This is a genomic window from Lysobacter sp. Root604, assembly GCF_001427505.1.
GTDB lineage: Bacteria > Pseudomonadota > Gammaproteobacteria > Xanthomonadales > Xanthomonadaceae > Lysobacter.
Map to the genome: position 1 here is coordinate 1,195 of NZ_LMGS01000006.1, position 1,220 is coordinate 2,414.

The 1,220-nt window shown below is 68.9% G+C and carries 1 protein-coding gene; it reads right to left on the bottom strand.

From position 1 onward, the window contains the following. Positions 1–1,220 (bottom strand): AMP-binding protein (locus tag ASD69_RS22210; protein WP_162250631.1); only part of this gene is annotated, 1,220 nt, incomplete at both ends.

A 1,220-nucleotide genomic window follows, 5' to 3' on the forward strand; every position in this document is an offset into this window, starting at 1 on the left:
CGCGGCCAGTTCCGCCTCGCTGTCGTCCAGCACCAGTTGCGGCACCGCGCTCGTCGGCAGGCGCTCGCGCATGGCCGATTGCAGCAGCAGCCGCTTSGGCGCGCTGTCTTCGAGCATGAAGGCCAGCCGCTCCGGCGGGTACTCCGCGTCCAGCGGCACGTAGGCGCCGCCGGCCTTGAGGATGCCCAGCAGRCCGATGATCAGCTCCGCCGAACGTTCGCAGCACAAGGCCACGCGCTCGTCCGGCCGCACCCCCTGGGCGATCAGGTAATGCGCGATGCGATTGGCGCGCGCGTTCAGCTCCGCATAGGTCAGCACGCGGTGCTCATCCACCACCGCCACCGCGTCCGGAGACTCGGCCGCCTGCTGCTCGAACAGCTCGTGGATCAGCGACTCGCGCGGATAGTCGACCGTGGTCGCGTTGAACTCGGACAGCACCCGCTCGCGCTCGGGCGGAGGCAGGACATCCAAGGCACGAAGCGAACGCGTTCCATCGCTACGCAGCTCCGCGGCCAGACTCTCTATGGTGTGGGCGAAGTATCCGGCCAGGCGCGCCGCGTCCAAGCCGTCGACGACCTGCGCGGTCAGCGCGAACCGGTCGCCGAAGTCATCCACGCTCATCGAAATCGGATAGTTGGTCGTTTCCTCGGCTGCGAGCAGGCGCATGCCTCCTGACATGGCGAAGATGTCGTCGCTGTGCCGATAGTTCAGCAACGCCGTGAACAGGGGCAAGGACGACGGCACGCTGCTGCAGCGCTGCGCGAGCGAAAGCGGGGCGTGCTCATACTCAAGCAACTCGGCCAGGCGGCGCCGCGTCTGTTCGACGGCGTCCGCCGCCGTGCCTTCCACCACCACCCGGATCGGCAGCGTATTGATGAAGATGCCCCAGGCACGGTCCGCGCCGCCCGCGCCATGCATGCGCCCGGACAGCACCGTGCCGAACACCACCTCGTTGCGGCCTGTGCAGCGCGCCAGAACCTGCGCCCACGCCACATGGAACAGCACCGCCGGCGATACGCCGCGTCGGCGTGCCTCCGCGCGGATATCGCGTCCGAGCGACGCATCCAGAGGCAGCTCGACGGTCTCGGATACTGCGCCGCTCTGACGCGCGTCGAGCACGTTGAACGGCGCCGTGGGCTCGTCGATGTGCGCCAGTTCCTGGCGGAAATAGGCCTCGTGCGCTGCCGCAGGCACGCGCAGCGCCTGCGCCACCAGCTGGC